Source organism: Micromonospora sp. PLK6-60 (genome assembly GCF_019890675.1).
In the GTDB taxonomy this organism is placed as follows: Bacteria; Actinomycetota; Actinomycetes; order Mycobacteriales; family Micromonosporaceae; genus Micromonospora.
Genome location: NZ_JAIOAA010000003.1, coordinates 396,399 through 409,110, shown reverse-complemented (window position 1 = coordinate 409,110; position 12,712 = coordinate 396,399). Strand labels below are relative to the sequence as shown.

Annotated in this window: 13 protein-coding genes; 7 read left to right on the top strand and 6 right to left on the bottom strand. The window is 69.6% G+C overall.

All coding sequences use genetic code 11. The features are described 5' to 3' along the window. Positions 1-477 precede the first annotated feature (477 nt). From K7640_RS08255 to K7640_RS08245, 3 genes are all read right to left on the bottom strand, one after another. Positions 478-1,014: a hypothetical protein gene (locus K7640_RS08255; RefSeq protein ID WP_222954112.1), complete on the bottom strand. Its 537-nt coding sequence runs from the start codon at positions 1,012-1,014 to the stop codon at positions 478-480. Positions 1,015-1,341: 327 nt separating this feature from the next. Then, entirely contained in the window at positions 1,342-1,935 is a 594-nt protein-coding gene (locus tag K7640_RS08250) for a hypothetical protein (RefSeq protein ID WP_222954111.1), read from the bottom strand. 95 nt (positions 1,936-2,030) lie between these two features. Then, on the bottom strand, positions 2,031-2,717 hold the full coding sequence (locus K7640_RS08245) for a Crp/Fnr family transcriptional regulator (protein ID WP_222954110.1): 687 nt from the start codon (positions 2,715-2,717) through the stop codon (positions 2,031-2,033). Positions 2,718-2,986: 269 nt separating this feature from the next. Between K7640_RS08245 and K7640_RS08240 the strand changes: the two genes are divergently transcribed. Together K7640_RS08240 and K7640_RS08235 are read left to right on the top strand one after the other, a co-directional pair. Further along, a complete protein-coding gene (locus K7640_RS08240; protein WP_222954109.1) occupies positions 2,987-3,415 on the top strand; it encodes a hypothetical protein in 429 nt (142 codons plus the stop codon). A 311-nt stretch (positions 3,416-3,726) separates the two neighbouring features. Continuing rightward, positions 3,727-4,083, top strand: a complete 357-nt coding sequence (locus K7640_RS08235) for a hypothetical protein (RefSeq protein WP_222954108.1) — start codon at positions 3,727-3,729, stop codon at positions 4,081-4,083. Between the two features lie 12 nt (positions 4,084-4,095). On the opposite strand, the gene K7640_RS08230 is transcribed toward K7640_RS08235, so the two are convergent. Then, the gene (locus K7640_RS08230; RefSeq protein ID WP_222954107.1) at positions 4,096-4,842 is read right to left on the bottom strand and encodes an aminoglycoside phosphotransferase family protein; all 747 of its coding nucleotides are present in this window, start codon (positions 4,840-4,842) and stop codon (positions 4,096-4,098) included. Between the two features lie 304 nt (positions 4,843-5,146). Here K7640_RS08230 and K7640_RS08225 point away from each other — a divergent pair, with 304 nt between their 5' ends. Both K7640_RS08225 and K7640_RS08220 read left to right on the top strand, forming a co-directional pair. Further along, on the top strand, positions 5,147-6,022 hold the full coding sequence (locus tag K7640_RS08225; protein ID WP_222954106.1) for a hypothetical protein: 876 nt from the start codon (positions 5,147-5,149) through the stop codon (positions 6,020-6,022). After that, positions 6,019-6,579, top strand: a complete 561-nt coding sequence (locus K7640_RS08220; protein WP_222954105.1) for a hypothetical protein — start codon at positions 6,019-6,021, stop codon at positions 6,577-6,579. The genes K7640_RS08225 and K7640_RS08220 overlap by 4 nt, the downstream gene beginning before the upstream one ends. A gap of 66 nt (positions 6,580-6,645) precedes the next feature. Here K7640_RS08220 and K7640_RS08215 read toward each other — a convergent pair whose 3' ends face one another. After that, complete coding sequence (locus K7640_RS08215) at positions 6,646-6,987, bottom strand: hypothetical protein (protein ID WP_222954104.1); 342 nt, start codon at positions 6,985-6,987, stop codon at positions 6,646-6,648. 60 nt (positions 6,988-7,047) lie between these two features. Beyond that, entirely contained in the window at positions 7,048-7,716 is a 669-nt protein-coding gene (locus K7640_RS08210; protein ID WP_255608384.1) for a TOPRIM nucleotidyl transferase/hydrolase domain-containing protein, read from the bottom strand. 151 nt (positions 7,717-7,867) lie between these two features. Here K7640_RS08210 and K7640_RS08205 point away from each other — a divergent pair, with 151 nt between their 5' ends. From K7640_RS08205 to K7640_RS08195, 3 genes are all read left to right on the top strand, one after another. Then, positions 7,868-8,764 (top strand): endonuclease/exonuclease/phosphatase family protein, encoded by an 897-nt coding sequence (locus K7640_RS08205; RefSeq protein WP_222954103.1) that lies wholly within the window; start codon positions 7,868-7,870, stop codon positions 8,762-8,764. Between the two features lie 123 nt (positions 8,765-8,887). Beyond that, the gene (locus K7640_RS08200; RefSeq protein WP_222954102.1) at positions 8,888-9,436 is read left to right on the top strand and encodes a GNAT family N-acetyltransferase; all 549 of its coding nucleotides are present in this window, start codon (positions 8,888-8,890) and stop codon (positions 9,434-9,436) included. 237 nt (positions 9,437-9,673) lie between these two features. Beyond that, positions 9,674-12,451: a S8 family serine peptidase gene (locus K7640_RS08195; protein ID WP_222954101.1), complete on the top strand. Its 2,778-nt coding sequence runs from the start codon at positions 9,674-9,676 to the stop codon at positions 12,449-12,451. Positions 12,452-12,712 lie beyond the last annotated feature (261 nt).

Here is a 12,712-nt window from a genome sequence, read left to right as displayed (position 1 = left end):
ACAAAGCCGCCTCGTGCGTCAGGGCCTAAGTCATGTAGCTCACCTTTGAGCGACTGATGCGGAGGTGGAGGCTCGTAGCAGCTCCAAGGGCGCAACACCGTATGCGACCTCCAGGTAACGGCCCGTTGCAGACACCATAGTGGAACTTCAAGTATCTGAATACTTGACCTCTCGGCGAGACGTGCACCTCAGACGGCAGGGTCGGCTGTGATCTCATTCAAAAGTTTCGCCATATGAAACTTGCGCACTACCGCGTGTCGAAACTCTCACTATAATCTGCCCATCCCTACAAAAAGGCGCAGGTAGCCTTGGGCACAGCTCCTAGCTCGCTCTTGAGATGGCCGGCTGGAGTAAGTGACGGCACCCGGCGGCTACCGGGTGCCGTTACGCGTAAAGTGATGGGATTGGGTCCTGGCCAGTGCCGATGCTGGGCGCCGAGGTGGACCAGGCCCTCGCCAGCCCACCTCGGACGCGTTGTCAGCAGGCGCGCAGCACCGCCGCGAGACCGCCCAGCAGGGGAACCCCGACCGTCAAGTAGCGGAGCACGAGGCCGTGCGGGAAAGACTTCCGGTTCTTCTGCCGCCGTTCGAGCTCGCGCTCCGGCTGGCTCCGCTGCTTGCCGCTGCGGCGAGCGTGTCGGCTAGGCGACTCTTCTGAGCGAGTGGCCCGCTTCTGCTCGGGGGCGCCCTGGACGGAGCGGCGCCGGTTGGGCTCCTTCTTGGCCTGGTTGGGAGTGGCCGGGTTGCTCGGGTTCGCCGCCGGCTTGCAGGACGTGGAGCGGCGCCGGTTGGGGTCCTTCTTGGCCTGGTTGGGAGTGGCCGGGTCGCTCGGGTTCACCGCCGGCATGCCCGCGGCGGGGGAGCGCCGCTTGTTCGCCTTCTTCGTTCGACGAGGGGTTCGCTCCTTGGTCCCGTCCGGCTGGACGTTGCGCGCCTGCATCGGGATCGAAACCGGGCTGAAGAGGCGAGCGTTGGTGGGGGTGGGCTCGTCGCCCGAGTACTGGAGGTGCTTCATCGCGTCTCCTGATCGTTCTCTGAGATGGCCGGCTGTCGTAAGTGACGGCACCAGGTTGTGGCTGAGGGGCCTCATCGGTCTGCACCTGCGGCTACAAGTGCGCTTTGACCTGCCCCTTCGTCAGCCCTCCTATGTTTTAACTGTGATTACCGATGAACGTGAGACTACCAGCGGGCTACGTCTGTCCTGTCTTCGACACCCGTCGGCGTGTCTGAGACGCCTGTCACCTTCTGAGGCGTAGCATTGAGTGTTTGCCCTGCCACCCAGAGCGACAGGGCGTGCCGCATGTGATCTTGTTTGGGCGCGAGACGCGCTGGGCGGAGAAGATCACGCGGCCCTCCAGGCGGGAACCGATCGCCCCAACTGGGCGGTCCAGGCTGTCGCCTGTGTCTCCTTGTTCTTGAACTCGAGCGAGCCAAACTTGGGGAGCGACTCTGGCCCCTCCGATCTTGCTGTCTCCGCGAGGTCTCGCACCTGGTCGGACACTGCCAGCACGATCGGCCGAGTGGTGGTCGCAAGCTGGCGCCGCATGGTTTCCGAGCCGAGCATGCGAACGGCAAAGGTCAGATCTCGCCCGATATACCCTCGCCCGTCGTAGGACGTCAACCCCACATGAAGGGCGAGGCGGAGCCGCAGGACCAGGCGAGAGGGCCGACCACGGTTGTAGTCATCGAGAAGCGACGTCAGGCGCGGTACGACCTGCGTCAGTACCTCCAGGGGTCTGCACGACATGATTACGAGAGCCCCGTCGCCACGATCGAGGATGTCCGCAGCGGAGTGCAGGCCGCCGTCTTCAAGCGCCCTGTCGAGGATGTGCATCAGCTCGGCCCGCAGGGCTTCTTGTGTCGCGAGGTCGCGGTCCTCGCGATGAAACTCCTCGATGTCCAGGCCAAAGATCGTGTAGGTGCCGCGCTTGTACATGGGGTCCCTCCCTCCGGTGGCCGGCAGGACACCGGGACCCCAATGGTACTACGACCCCTTACTAGTGTGAAGAAGTACCAAAACCCGTGGCCTTCTTACGTGCTGCCGGCGGATATGGCTCGGAGGGCAGCAGCATCATCGATCGTGATGGCTCGTCTGGCCGTCGTGATCATCCCCTTGGACCGGAAATCCCTCAGAACCTTGGCAACTGCCTCACGGGAGGCTCCCACGTAGCCCGCAAGCTCGGTCTGTGAGATGTCGGGGACCATGTACTTCTCGGCCTCAGAGTGGGCCGACGCCGGGGATCTGACGGCAAGCTCCAGCAGCGTCGCCGCCACCCTGGCCGCGACAGTCAGGGTAGCTAGATCCACTCGGCCGTGATCCGAGTCGCGCAGCCTTTGGACCACCTGCTGAAGCAGGAATCGCATGACGCGGGGGTGTGTGTCCAGGAAGTCGTTGAAGGTGTCGTCGCTAACGATTGCTGCTTGCACAGGCGTCACGGCTACCACAGTTGCCGACCTGGGCCGGTGGTCGAGCGGGGCCATCTCGCCCACGACCTCGCCGGGCCCCCGGGTGGCTAGTACCACTTCCTGGCCATGTGGGCCAGTAGAGACCACCTTGACCTGGCCGTGTCTGATTAACACAGCGTGGGTGGTGGTGTCGCCCTCGGCAAAAAGGACAGTTCCAGGCGCCAAGTCAACCGGGATCCCGAGCCGCTCCAGCTCAGCTATCTCGTCTCTACTGAGAGCCGCGCGAAGCTGAGCCACCTGGGAGTCCACCACGCCCGGATTTTACCCATGCCAACACGTAAATCTAGGCGCAGGACTAGGCGCCAACAGCTCGGAGTTGTCGCTCTCCGTCATGGGCAGCTGACAGCAGCTATTTACATCAACGGCGGCGACCAAGGTCAGACGCGCGGCTCTCACTGCAACCGGCTCGTAAGCGAGAGGGCGGGACCGGGGATGGACGACGGCTGCGACGGTGAGTGCCGCCAGTAGCGGGCAAGCGGTTAGGGGCTGCCGTCACCCACTTGTGGTCATACCCTGACCAGATGCCACAAGATCCAGACCATGTCCACCTGTACCGGTTGTTAGCGATGCTTCCAGGGCCAGACGATCAAGACTTCTGGGAAGTCGTTGCCAGGGCCAACGGCGTAGACCTGCACTACATCTACGAGAAGATGGGCCACTTGGCCCACTACCGCCGAGATCCAGCGCCTGCGAACAACCCTGGCTACACGATCGCAACCTTCTGCACCTATCTGATCATGTTCTTCGGTGGAGAGAAGCCGGAGATCTGGCGGCGGATCGCCGGTTCACTGTTCAACGTCGGTGACAATCAAGGCGGTCTCGGCGCGAGGTTCGTTGCCGACCTGACCGATACGGCTTGGCGCCTGACCGCACGCTACCGGCCCACGAACGATGCCCGTCTAGGTAACTGGTCCATGGCCCAGGTGCGTTACCCATCGGTGAAGGACTAGCACCGGGTTATGCCGATGCGCAAGAGGGCGTCGATGAGGCGAGCAGCCAATTGAGCAGCCAAGCCGGCGAGCATGGGCGGACGATCACGGACCCGGGCATCCAGTCAGCCACAGCAGCGCCGCTCGGAACAGGGGCCGGCGACCGACTTGTAATGCGTAGGTCGACGGTTCGATTCCGTCAGGCGGCTCGGTATGAAGCCCAGGTCGATGACCTGGGCTTTGCCGTTTCCGAGGTCGACGCCGCCGGGCGCTGATCGAGGGCCGGCGGCCGGTGCTGGTGGCCCCTGGTGCACGAGCCCTACCATGAGCCGATGATCGAGCAGGGTCGGCGACGCGTTCCGGTGCCGGTCGCCGCCGCCTCCGTGGTCCTGCTCGTGGCGGCCGCCTTCTCGGCGTCGAGGATGTTCAATGGTTCCTCCGTCGCGGCCGGGTTGGTCGGGGTGCTTCTGCTCCTGGCGTTGGCCTACGGCCTGTGGCGTGGCAGCGGGCGCGCCCGGTTCTGGGCAACCGTGCTCGCGACGGCCACCGCGGGGTACGGCGTGATCACGGTCAGCAAGGCTGACGCGTCCGGGTTGCTGCAGATCCTCGGTGCCTGCGTCGTCGTCGGTCTGTTGCTGGTGCCCGCGGCGTCCCGGCGGTGGTTTCACGCGTCGCCGACCGAGGATTAGCGCCGACCGGCCTCACATCCGGGCTTTCAGCACGTCGACCTCGCAGCCCGGCGCGGCCGGGTCGAAGCCGTGCTCGGCCAGCCAGCGGATCGCCAGCAGGCTTCGCATCGACCACCACGCGCGGATCACGTCGAGGTCGACGTCGGTGCCGTAGCCGGCGAGGACGTGACCGAGCCGCTCCTCGTGCCCGAGCGTCAGGATGGCGAGGTCGTACAGGGCGTCGCCCCAGCCTGCCTCGGACCAGTCGAGCACGCCGGTGATCTCGTCGTCCTCGACGAACACATGGGTGAGCTGCAGGTCGCCGTGCATGAACACCGGCGTCCACGGCCGGAGCGCGGCCTCGGCGACCCGGCGATTGCGGGCGACCAGGTCGGCGGCGAGGAGTCCGTTCGTGACGAGCCACTCGCACTCACTGTCGAGGCGGGGCGCCAACCCGTCGAGGTGGCGGCCCTGCCAGGGTGGCAGCGGGGCGTCGTGCAGCTTCCGTACGGCGGCACCCGCCGCGGCCCACGCGGCCGGCGACGCGGTCGACGGCTCGCCGAGGCGGCCGAGTGCCGTCCCCGGCAGGGCGGCGAGCGCGAGCGCGGGCGGCTTTCGCCACAGCACCTCCGGCGTCGGGATCGGCGCGATGGCCATCGCCTCGACCTCGACGTCCAGGCGCGTCTGATCGGCGTCGACCTTCAGGAACACGTCACCGACGCGCAGGGTCGCGCGCTCGTTGTGGGCGACGACGACCTCAACCTCCTCCACGCCGGCCATTATGGCGGGGACGACCAGCGATGTCGCCGGGTTTATTCGCGTGCGACCGCACGGTCCTGCGGCCCGCTTCCGGATGGCCCGATGGGGCCACACCGAGTGGCGAGCGAGGCATCAGGCGTCCGTCCGGCTGCCGTCACCAGCGGTCTCGACTCGGTTGGCCACCCCGGTAGGCGCGTCGTGCGCCGGTAGTGCCGGTGGCCCCGGGTTGCCACAGTGGACCTGTGCCGGCGGCCGTCTCGCCGGCGGGGAGGGGCGGCCGGTGGAGACGGTGGGGCCGGGCCCCGTAGCCCGCGGAAGCCGCGACATGAAGTCCGGCGATGACAGGTCGTTCGGGTGGTGGTATTTCCAGCACGTGTCCGACGAATTCGCCATCGTGGTGACGGTTCAGGCGACCAACATTCTCGGCGGTGGCAGGGGTTCGCCGAGGATGTCGGTCCATTTCTACGACGTCGGTGGGACGGCACGGGAAAGCTGGGCCGTCCCGATCGACCGGATCTCGCTCGCCGAAGACGGGCGTCTGTCGGTCGATGACATCGTCGCGGAGCAGGAGGACGGCCTCCGGATACGTGTCGGCACCGCCGCCCTGTCGCTCGACATCCGAATGGGCAGGTCCTGCGGCCCGTGGGGGCCCGTGGACGGTGAGATCGCCAGCAGCCACGGGGGCGCGAGGTCTGCCAGGTGGCAGGTACGGCTGCCACATGGACCGTCCCGGGCGTGGATCGCGTTCGCGGGGGCTGAGCACCGGGCCGCGGGTCACGCCTACCATGACCGGAACTGGGGCACCCTGCCGATGTCCGAGGCGTTTCGCCGCTGGAGTTGGGCGACGGTGGTCATAGCTGACTCAACCCTGGTGGCCGCGCGCCTGGTGCACTCCTCCGGGGAGGTGCGAACCCACTCCAACGGGCGATGGGAGGAGTTGGCGGAATGGCTGGCCAGGTCCGAGGCCCAAGGTGCCGCGCACAGTGCTGACGCCGAGGGTGCGCGCCACTTCCGGGAGGCGTTCGGCTACGACGGCTACGCCCGACCAGCCCGCCTGGTCAAGGCGAAGTCATATGTGGAGCCCGCGGCCAGCGCGGAATACCATCGATGGCTGCTTGTCGGCACCGATCAGGGGCGAGCCCGGATATGCGGAGTAGCGGAGTCCGCGGTGTTGCAGGGGTCGAGTGAGGAGCGTCCTTGAAGGCGTGGATCATCCAGTACGGCGTGCAGATCTTCTTCGGCCTCGCCACGGTGACGCTGAGCATCATCACGATCCGGCAGAAGGTGAAAGAAAACCGGGTGAAGCTCGACCAGCTGGCGGGCGGCGACCGGAAGGCGACCCTGTTCCTCACCCGCGACCCACTGGTCAAGGCATTGGGCGCGATGTATAAGGACACTCGGCCGGGAGATACGATCTGGGGCCAGTGCGTCGGCTGTGACCACTACACCGAAGCGGTGCGGGACGCCGTCCTGAAGGCGGCCGGGCAGGGGGTGTCCTTCCGGATCATCGTGAACAGGTACGCTCCCACGCTGGCGGAATTCAGAAGCATCTTCGACCCGATCGCCTCCGCTCACCTCGTCGAAGGTGGTGACAATGCCATCCGGATCCAGGGTCTGAGTGACCGGCTGGTCGTCGTGAGCATCCCGGAGATGACCGCCTACACCGGCCTGCAGATCCGTGACCCGTACGTGATCGGCATTTTCAAAGACTGGTTCGACCGCCGATTCCAGGCTCTGCAGTCGACGACTGCGCCCTGAGCGACGGCCGTCTCGGCCGATTCCTGGCCGGTCGGCCGGTCTGCCCCGGGAATGCGTGACGTCCGGTCAGGCGGCCATCCGCACCGGTAGCAGCGCGAGAACGACGGTCGCGGCGACCGCGAGCAGGATGCGCAGCGGACGAAGACCTCGCCACCAGGGGACCACCCAGAGCAGCAGCCACAGCCCGCCCGCGATCGCCACGTGCCCGCCGATCACCCGGAGGGTGGTCTCCTCACACCTGTTGTCGGCCAGCGCCTGCTGACACAGCGCCGGCGAGTGGGGGGAGGGGTGAAGGAGGCTTGCCAGGAGCCCGGCGGCGCAGGCCAGCACCGGGGCCGCCACCAGGGTGAGCAGCGGCGTCACCACCCATCCGGCGAGATCCCGGCGCCGGTCCGGTAGCCATCTCATCGCCAGGAGCCTACGACCGGGCGACCGGCGGCGGGGGGCGCTCGGGAGCCGCCTGAAGCATCAGACGGCCGCGAGCAGCCCGTCGAGCGGCCGGGGCAGGACGTCCCGGTCGACTGCCGCCTCGACCAGCAGCCGGATGTAGCGCTGGTGGCGGCGCGAGCTGCTGCGCAGGAAGCGGTGCAGCTGCGCTTCGGGATCGCGGCCGCCCCAGGCGGGCTGGCTCTGGAACGAGCGGAACGAGCGGAGGTCGCCCCGCGCGTCGAGGACCGCCTCCACGCCCGGTACGCCCAGGGCGCGGATCAGCTCGTCCTCCAGATCCTTGACGCAGACGTGGAACCCGAGGCGCTCCAGGTCGGCGCGGGTACGGGGCGAACCGACCCGGGCCGTCGCCAGGCCGCGCCGGAAGATCTCCTCCTCGAGCAGGTCGCAGAGGCCGCCGAGTCGTACCCGGTCGCCGAGGGGTGCCAGCCTGGTCAGGAAGCGGCCGATCGCGTGCGCCCCACCCATCGGCACGATGACGACCCGGTCCGCCGCGAGGTCCCGGCCCCGGCCCGCCGCGGCCGCCTCCAGGGCGATCTGGTCGCTGATGCCCTCGACGAGCACCACCGCCGCGGCGGACTCGACCCTCGCCAGGGCATGTGCCGTCGCCCGGAGCGAGGCGGCGTTGCCCCCTCGCTGGCCGTCGACCGCCCCTCGGGGGAAGAGGTCAGCTCTGCCGGACGTGGCCATGACCGTAATCATCGGCGATGCGCCTGCGGGCGGACCAGGGATTTAGGCCCCGTCCTGCCGATCGTGTCGGCCCGCCCGGGTCCCGCCGGCGGCGGGATGGAGCCGGGCCCGTCCGGTTGCCGGCGGGCGGCAGCGGACCCAGGATGGCGGAATGTCGGAGACCACCCTGCGGGTGCTCACGCTGAACACGCTCGCGCCGTTCTTCGCCGACTGGCCACGCCGCCGGTCGGTGCTGGTCGAGGGGCTGCGCGCGTTGCGGCCGGACGTGGTGGCGTTGCAGGAGGTGGCCGGCGGCGGGGAGTTGGACGAGGCCGGCGACCTGCTCGGGCCGGAGCATCACCTGGTGCCGCACCCGGGCCGGTCGGCCGACGGGGTCGGCGCCGTGCTGGCCAGCCGGTGGCCGATGCGTACCCTCGGGGTGCTGGACCTGCACGTGGCGCCGCGCACCGCCGCCCTGCCGTGGAGTGCCGCCGTCGTGGTGGAGGTGGCGGCGCCGCCGCCGCTGGGCCCGGTGATCGTCGCCCACCACAAGCCGACCTGGCAGTACGACGCCGAGCACGAGCGGGAGTTGCAGGCGGTGCGCACGGCCCGCTACCTCGAGGAGGTCGTCGCCGAGCGGCGACCCGAACGGCTCGACCCGCACGGTCCGGACGCCGAGCCGCACGTGGTGGTGCTGGGCGACTTTGACGCGGCACCCGACGCGGCCAGCGTCCGGTTCTGGACCGGCCGGCAGTCGCTGGCCGGCGTCAGCGTCTGCTACCAGGACTGCTGGGCGGCGGTCCGGGGCGACGAGCCGGGGCACACCTTCTCGCCGGACAACCCGCTGGTCCGGTCGGGGCTGATGCCGCTGGACCGGGGCCGTCGGATCGACTATGTGCTGGTCCGGTGCGGTGCGCACGGGCCGACCCTCGACGTGGCGGACTGCCGGCGGGTCTTCGCCGAGCCGGTCGACGAGGTGTGGGCCAGCGACCATTTCGGAGTCCTCACCGACCTGCGACTCCCGCCGCACCCGCCGGGCGTCTGGGCCGCGCCGACGGTGGCGCGTTGACGGTTGGGCCGCGCCGGACGGGCGGCTGGGCCGCGCCGGCCGTGGCGCGTTAACAGGGGGCCCCTGCTATACCGCAGGCGTTAATAAGGGCACCCTCCTTGCATGCGCGCATAGAGTGCGCGGATGTTCGCGATCACGCTGCACGACCGAGCCGAGCTGCGCCCCCTGGAGCCGTGGCAGGCCGAGGAGTTCCTCGCCCACCTGGACCGGGCCCGGGCCACCGTGGACCCCTGGATCCCGTGGGCCAGCCGGAGCACCGACCTCGACTCGGCCCGCGCCACCCTCCAGCGGTACGCCGACCTCGCCGCCCGCGACGCCGGCCGGCTGTACGGCATCTGGCTCGACGGCACCCTCGTCGGCGGGGTCATGTTCGTCGCCTTCGACGTCGCCGGCGGCAACTGCGAGATCGGCTGCTGGGCGGAGCCCGCCGGGCAGGGCCGGGGCCTGGTCACCCGGGCGGCGGCGCGGCTGGTCGACTGGGCGGTCCGGGTGCGGGGCATCCACCGGGTCGAGTGGCACTGCCGTCCGGAGAACACCGCCAGCAGCAACGTCGCCCGCCGGCTCGGCATGCGCCTCGACGGCACGCTCCGCGAGCAGTTCCACTACCAGGGCGTACGCCACGACACCGAGATCTGGTCGCTGCTTGCTCCCGAGTGGACGGGCCCGCGCTGACCCGCCTCGGGAGCGACGGAACGGTACCGTCCCAACGGCCAGGTCGGACACTGGCCGTTCGGTGCTGGCCTGGTGGGATCGATGCCTGGCAAACTGCGGTCATCCGTCGGCCCCACCGGGCCGGCGAGGCACATGAGCCCATCCCGGGCCCGCCCTATACGGGGGTTTTTCTTGGCACTCCGCCGTTCGGCGGTGGCCGCGCTCGCCATGGCTCTCGCGGGGACGATGCTCCCCGCGATGTCCGCCGCCCAGGCCGCGCCGTCACCCGACCAGAAGCTCGACAGCAAGCAGTCACCGCGCCAGGAGCGCCCCGGCAAGGGGGCGCAGCGCGCGTACGATCCGCACGCGGTCCTCGTGAAGTTCAAGCCGGGCGCCGCCCGGTCGGCGAAGGACAAGGCGCTGTCCCGCCGGTCCGCCCGGATCGCCTCCGAGGTGGGGCGCACCGGTTATGTGAAGGTGGAGACCGACGGGTCGGCCACCGAGCTGCTGGCCGCGCTGGGCAAGGACCCGGCCGTCGCCAGCGTCTCGCTGGACTACCAGCGGCAGGCCACCGCCAACCCGAACGACCCGGGCTACTACTACGGCGACCAGAATTACCTGAAGTCGCTGCGGCTGCCGCAGGCGTGGGACGTCAGCAAGGGCTCCACCGCCCAGGTCATCGCCGTGCTGGACTCCGGCGTGCGGACCACGCACGAGGACCTGACGGGCCGGACCGTGCCCGGCTACAACGCGATCACGAACTCGACCACGACCGCGAGTTTCCAGGACGACTTCGGTCACGGCACGCTGGTGGCCGGAATCGCGGCGGCGAACACCAACAACAGCAAGGGCATCGCCGGCGCCGCCTGGACCGCCCGGGTCATGCCGGTCAAGGTCCTGAACAACCAGGGCAGCGGCAACGACTCGAACATCGCGCGGGGCATCATCTGGGCCACCGACAAGGGCGCCAAGGTGATCAACCTGTCGCTGGGCGGTCCGGGCGACAGCCCGGTGCTGCACGACGCGGTGAAGTACGCCTACAGCAAGGGTGTGGTGGTGATCGCCGCCGCCGGCAACGCCGGCGACGACACGCCGCAGTACCCGGCGGCGTACCCGGAGGTCCTGGCGGTGGCCGCCGTCGACCACGGCAGCCGGCTCACCGACTTCAGCTCCTCCGGCGACTGGGTCGACGTCTCGGCCACCGGCTGGGACGTCGTCTCCACCGGGTACGACGCGAACAACTCCTACTGGTTCGAACTCCCCGGCACGTCGTTCTCCGCGCCGCTGGTGTCCGGCATCGCGGCGCTGGTACGCGCCAAGTACCCGACGTTCAAGCCGGCCGACGTGATGAACCGGCTGCGGTGGAGCGCCCGGGACGCCGGCCCGCGCGGCATCGACCCCTACTACGGCTACGGCCTGGTCGACGCGTACGCCGCGGTGGGCGGACGGTGGGCCCCGGAGCTGACCGCGCCGTCGGTGGGGGACACCAACGACACCCCGGCCCGGGCGACCGCGCTGGGCACCTCGGCGACCGGCACGATCGGCATCGAGGGTGACATCGACTGGTACCGGTTCTCGCTGGCCGCCCCGCAGATGTGGGTCGGCCGGGTCAACCCGCCGGCCGTCGTGGACACGGTGGCCCAGAGCACCGACCCGGTGCTGGCGCTCTACGACGCCGACCTGAAGCTGATCAACGAGGTCGACACCTACGGCCCCGGCGACCTGGAGACCATCGCGGCCACCCTGGACGCGGGCACCTACTACCTGTCGGTGCGCAACTACAACGGATCGCGGGACGCCCGCGCCTACTCCCTCACCACCTCAACCGGCGAGCCCGGTGTGGTCACCCCGGGCGGCGAGCAGCTCTGGGTGCGGGACGTGACGCCGGCCCCGTTCGTCGGCGGGCAGGCGCTCACCACCGCCCCGAAGGTCACCTTCGCCCGCCCGGTGGCGCCGGATTCGGTAAACGCCGGCACCGTCAAGCTGGTCAGCGGCAAGACCGGCTCGACCGTGGCGACCACCGCCACGCTCAACGGGTCCACCGTGACGCTGGTGCCGACGAAGCCGCTGCTGGACAACACCCCGTACCGGATCGTGGTCAAGGGGGTGCGGGACACCTCCGGCGCGACCCAGGCGGAGGCGTACTCCAGCATCTTCAAGACCGTCGACAACGCACCGGGCGCGGTCACCGCGCTGACCGCGAAGGGCGTCTACCGTGGGGTCGCCCTGAGCTGGACGCTGCCGGCGCTCACCGACCTGGACCAGGTGATCGTCCGGATGGCGGCGGGGACCACCCCGCCGACCTCGCCCACCGCCGGCACCTCGGTGTACGCCGGCACGGGCAGCTCGGTCACGGCGTCGAACCTGACCGCCGGCACCTCGTACGCGTTCGCGGTGTGGGTGAAGGACCGCAGCGGCCGGCTCAGCCCGGTGGCGACCGCCCGGGCGACCGGGACGACGGCGAGCATCACCAGCAGCGTCACGTCGCTGACGTTCGGCAAGACCGTGCAGGTCTCCGGCAAGGTGCTGCGCAAGGACAACGGCGCGGCGATCGCCGGTGTGCCGGTCGAGCTGATGGCCCGGCGCAAGGGCACGTCGACGTTCACCCGGGTGGCGACGGTGACGTCGAACAGCGTCGGCTACGTGGCGTTCACGCACAAGCCGTCCTGGTCGGTCGACTACATGTGGACGTACCGGGGTTCCGGTGGGTTCATCGGGGCGCCCAGTGCGGTGCGGTCGGTGTCGGTGGCGCCGGTGGTGTACGCGAACCTGTCGAAGACGTCGTTCCCGCTGGGTGGCACGGTGGCCCTGTCGGGGAGTGTCGCGCCGGGTCACGCGGGCCAGACGGTGTATCTCCAGCGCCTGGTCTCCGGGGTGTGGAAGACCCAGACCAGCAAGGCGTTGTCGTCGACGAGCGGGTACTCGTTCTCGATCAAGCCGACGGCCCGGGGCACGTACTCCTACCGGGTGTACAAGCCGGGTGACTCGGACCACGCGACGGCGTACAGCCCGTCGCGCAGCTTCAAGGTCTCCTGAGCGGTCGGCACGCCGATCGGCCCCTGCCACGCCCGGCAGGGGCCGATCGGGCTCGGGCCGGTCAGAACCGCTGACCCGGCTCGGTGCCGGTCGGGTGGCCGGTCGGCTCGGTCACCGGGACCACCTCGGTCTCGGTCACCACGTACTCGGGCTCGCCGGTCGCCGTACGGTCGCTGTCCTGGTCCCCGTCGGCGCGGTGCCGGGCGGCCGCGGCGGCGGCGATGCCCGCGCCGGCCACGGCGGCGCCGGCCGCCACCGCCG

Bases quoted from the DNA above. Each gene is read 5' to 3' on its own strand.
- K7640_RS08255 (WP_222954112.1), bottom strand. From the start codon at position 1,014: ATGAAGCACCTCCAGTACTCGGGCGACGAGCCCACCCCCACCAACGCT.
- K7640_RS08250 (WP_222954111.1), bottom strand. From the start codon at position 1,935: ATGTACAAGCGCGGCACCTACACGATCTTTGGCCTGGACATCGAGGAG.
- K7640_RS08240 (WP_222954109.1), top strand. From the start codon at position 2,987: ATGCCACAAGATCCAGACCATGTCCACCTGTACCGGTTGTTAGCGATG.
- K7640_RS08235 (WP_222954108.1), top strand. From the start codon at position 3,727: ATGATCGAGCAGGGTCGGCGACGCGTTCCGGTGCCGGTCGCCGCCGCC.
- K7640_RS08230 (WP_222954107.1), bottom strand. From the start codon at position 4,842: ATGGCCGGCGTGGAGGAGGTTGAGGTCGTCGTCGCCCACAACGAGCGC.
- K7640_RS08225 (WP_222954106.1), top strand. From the start codon at position 5,147: ATGAAGTCCGGCGATGACAGGTCGTTCGGGTGGTGGTATTTCCAGCAC.
- K7640_RS08215 (WP_222954104.1), bottom strand. From the start codon at position 6,987: ATGAGATGGCTACCGGACCGGCGCCGGGATCTCGCCGGATGGGTGGTG.
- K7640_RS08210 (WP_255608384.1), bottom strand. From the start codon at position 7,716: ATGGCCACGTCCGGCAGAGCTGACCTCTTCCCCCGAGGGGCGGTCGAC.
- K7640_RS08205 (WP_222954103.1), top strand. From the start codon at position 7,868: ATGTCGGAGACCACCCTGCGGGTGCTCACGCTGAACACGCTCGCGCCG.
- K7640_RS08200 (WP_222954102.1), top strand. From the start codon at position 8,888: ATGTTCGCGATCACGCTGCACGACCGAGCCGAGCTGCGCCCCCTGGAG.
- K7640_RS08195 (WP_222954101.1), top strand. From the start codon at position 9,674: ATGTCCGCCGCCCAGGCCGCGCCGTCACCCGACCAGAAGCTCGACAGC.